Origin of the sequence: Herbaspirillum lusitanum P6-12 (assembly GCF_000256565.1) — a bacterium.
Taxonomy (GTDB): domain Bacteria; phylum Pseudomonadota; class Gammaproteobacteria; order Burkholderiales; family Burkholderiaceae_D; genus Herbaspirillum; species Herbaspirillum lusitanum.
Window position 1 is genome coordinate 1 of record NZ_AJHH01000606.1, and the last position, 3,276, is coordinate 3,276.

Sequence of the window (3,276 nt, forward strand, 5' to 3'; positions counted from 1 at the left end):
CTTCTCCGGCGACGAGTTGCCCAGCGAAAAATGGCCCAACGCCATGCTGCTGCAACAAGCCTTGCGCAAGCTGAAAGACGGCGATATCGTCATGGCGCATCTGGGCATCTGGTCGCGTAAGGATCCGTGGGCGCCGGCCGTGCTGGAGCCGCTGATTTCCGGGCTGGAACAGAAGGGCTTCTGCTTCGCCACCTTGCGCGAACATCCGGCTTACCGGGCCGCGCTCGACAAGCAGCAAACCGCCGTCATCAAGTAAGCACCCACCAGCGCAGCGTTTATCCAGGCAATCATCATGATGCACATGATTCAGGCATTTTCCGATTTGTTCGCCACCGTCCAGGGATGGTTGTTCGAAACCATCGTCCAACCGATGGTGTTCAAGCTTGGCTTGGGCGAATTCGTCGAAGAGGCGTTCACCGGCACCGAATTCGTCCTGGTGGGCCTGTGCGAGCTGGTGATCCTCTTCCTCATCCTGCGTCCGCTGGAGTCGGCCATCCCGGTGCATCCCATCACCGATCCGCGCGCGCGCTGGAATGACTTCATCTACACCGCCGTGCATCGCCTCGGCGCGTTCTCGATCCTGGTGTTTTTTCTGCTCGATCCGCTCATGTCCACTCTCAGCGAATTCCTGCATTGGGAAGGCTGGGGCACGTTCAATCTCGACGATGTCTGGCCGGGCGTGACCGACCAGGCCCTGGTGAGTTTCCTGCTGTACCTGATCGTGCTGGATTTCTGCGATTACTGGTATCACCGCGCGCAACATGGCGTGCGCTGGCTGTGGGCCTTGCACAGCCTGCATCACAGCCAGGAAAACATGAACCTGTGGAGCGACGACCGCAACCACCTGCTCGACGACCTGGTGCGCGATGTCCTGATGGGCATCGTGGCGCTGGCCATCGGTGTGCAGCCCGGACAATACATCCTGCTGGTGTCGGCGTCGCGCATGCTGCAAAGTCTGCAACATGCCAACGTGCGTATTCATTTCGGCCGCATCGGCGAATACCTGCTGGTGTCGCCGCGCTTCCATCGCACGCACCACGCCGTCGGCCTGGGCCATGAAAGCCGGGGCCGCAACTCGCTGGGCGGGCACAATTTTGCCGTGCTGTTCCCGATCTGGGATGTGCTCTTCCGCACCGCCCACTTCAGCCAGGGCTTTGCCATGACTGGCGTGCGCGACCAGCTGCCGCCGCCGGCCGGCAAGGGACGCGACTATGGTCGCGGCTTCTGGGCGCAGCAATGGCTGGGCTTGAAGCGCATCGTCGAATTTTCCCGCAAGGCGGCGCGCTGATGCGCCTGATGACCATCTCCTTCGGGCGCGCGCTGCTGTCGCAGCTGCATATCCGCATGCTGTTGCTGACGGTGCTGCCGTTCGTGATGTCCATCGTTCTCTGGGGCGTGGCGCTGTGGCTCGGCCTGCAGCCGATGATCGACTGGCTGCAGGATTACTTCGTCGGCCACAACGGCTTCGGCGTGGCCGGCTCGATTCTCAGCTGGTTCAACATGGGTGCGCTCAAGACGGTCATCGTGCCGCTGATCGCCATGTGGGCCTTGTTGCCGCTGATGATCCTGACGGCGCTGGTGTTCGTCGGCTTGTGGGCGGTGCCGGCGATCGCACGCCACGTCGGCGGCCGTCACTATGCGCATCTCGAACAGCGTCACGGCGGTTCGGTGGCGGGCAGCCTGTGGACCTCGCTGTGGTGCTTTGCGGTGTTCGTGTTCGGCTGGATCGTGACCTTGCCGCTGTCGATTTTCCCGCCTCTGGCGTTCGTGATCCATCCGCTGCTGTGGGGCTGGCTGACGTATCGCGTGATGGCGTACGACACGTTGGCCGACTACGCCACGCCCGAAGAACGCCGCGCGATTCTGCATGCGCATCGCTGGCCGCTGCTGCTGGTCGGCGCCATCGCCGGCACCATGGGCGCTGCGCCTACGCTGCTGTGGCTGGGCGGCGCGCTGTCCGTGATTTTCTTTCCGATACTGGCGGCAGGTGCAATCTGGCTGTACGTGCTGGTGTTCGTCTTCACGGGGTTGTGGTTCCAATACTATTGCCTGGAAGCGTTGAGCAGCCTGCGCGCTGCGGCGAGCGCCGACACGGTTTCTGCTTCTTCCGCCGGCAACTGAGCCGGGCGCAGCCGGATTATCCGGATCAGGGCATAATTCCGGGTTACCACCAGCAGAAGCGAACGGATCTTTATGGCTATCGGACTCATCATCATCGGCGACGAAATCCTTTCCGGAAAACGCGTCGACAAGCATTTCCCCAAAGTACTTGAATTGCTCACGGCACGCGGCCTGCAACTGGCCTGGGCCGAATACGTCGGCGACGATCCTGAACGTATCACCAACACTCTCAGGCGCACCTTCGCCAGCGAAGATATCGTGTTTTGCACCGGCGGCATCGGCGCCACACCGGACGATCACACGCGCCAGTGCGCGGCGGCGGCGCTGGGCGTCGAGCTCGCGCTGCATGCTGACGCCAAGGTCAAAATCCAGGAACGCATCGCCGATACCGCGCGCGAGGCCGGTATCACGCCTGTGTTCGACGCGCCGGAAAACCTGCATCGCCTGAAGATGGGCGAGTTTCCGGTCGGCTCCTCGATCATTCCCAATCCGTTCAACAAGATCCCCGGCTTCTTTGTGCCGAACGTCAGCGGCGAGGGCGCGCATTATTTCGCGCCGGGCTTTCCGGTAATGGCGTGGCCGATGTTTGAATGGGTGCTCGATACGCACTATGCACATCTGTTCCACCGCGTCGCGCGTGCGGAAAAGTCGGTGCTGGTATTCGACATGCCGGAGTCGACGCTGACGCCGCTCATGGAAGCCATCGAGGCGGAGTTTGCGCTCGTGAAGGTATTCAGCTTGCCGCATGTCGGTGACGACAAGACGCGCCGCCACATCGACCTCGGGGTCAAAGGAGAACCAGCGCAGGTGGAAGATGCTTTCCGCAAGATGGAAGAGGGCCTGCGCCAGTTGAAGGCGGATTACCAGCAGGCAAGTGGAAACTGAACTGAGTCGGAGATGATGCCGTGGGCAAAAAAATGCCCCGGCTCACCGAGGCATCAGAAACGGTATCTTAGGAGGAAATCAGATACCGAGGAGACAAAGATTGCTCTGAGGCGCTACGGGTAGAACGGGGATACGCCTCATTGCTGAATAACGGGTATTGCACAAGCACTACTTGCAACTACTTGCAGAAATCTTGCAGCGTTACAACTGTGTCAACAAACCAGTAAAGCAAACCGGGGCAGAGCAATCATCATAACGAATACCACTCCC

The 3,276-nt window shown here is 60.9% G+C and carries 3 protein-coding genes and 1 pseudogene; all 4 read left to right on the plus strand.

Translation table 11 applies throughout. The features are described from left to right. Window positions 1-256 (plus strand): annotated as a pseudogene (locus HLUSI_RS29740) (polysaccharide deacetylase family protein); the annotation flags it as partial. Window positions 257-301: 45 nt separating this feature from the next. After that, the gene (locus tag HLUSI_RS0119860) at window positions 302-1,288 is read left to right on the plus strand and encodes a sterol desaturase family protein (protein ID WP_029363802.1); all 987 of its coding nucleotides are present in this window, start codon (window positions 302-304) and stop codon (window positions 1,286-1,288) included. Beyond that, a complete protein-coding gene (locus HLUSI_RS0119865; RefSeq protein WP_016835610.1) occupies window positions 1,288-2,121 on the plus strand; it encodes an EI24 domain-containing protein in 834 nt (277 codons plus the stop codon). Before HLUSI_RS0119860 ends, HLUSI_RS0119865 begins: the two co-directional genes overlap by 1 nt. Window positions 2,122-2,193: 72 nt before the next feature. After that, the gene (locus HLUSI_RS0119870; RefSeq protein WP_016835611.1) at window positions 2,194-3,006 is read left to right on the plus strand and encodes a competence/damage-inducible protein A; all 813 of its coding nucleotides are present in this window, start codon (window positions 2,194-2,196) and stop codon (window positions 3,004-3,006) included. Window positions 3,007-3,276: the final 270 nt, after the last annotated feature.

Coding starts and splice junctions, on each gene's coding strand:
- HLUSI_RS0119860 (WP_029363802.1), top strand. CDS start 302: ATGATTCAGGCATTTTCCGATTTGTTCGCCACCGTCCAGGGATGGTTG.
- HLUSI_RS0119865 (WP_016835610.1), top strand. CDS start 1,288: ATGCGCCTGATGACCATCTCCTTCGGGCGCGCGCTGCTGTCGCAGCTG.
- HLUSI_RS0119870 (WP_016835611.1), top strand. CDS start 2,194: ATGGCTATCGGACTCATCATCATCGGCGACGAAATCCTTTCCGGAAAA.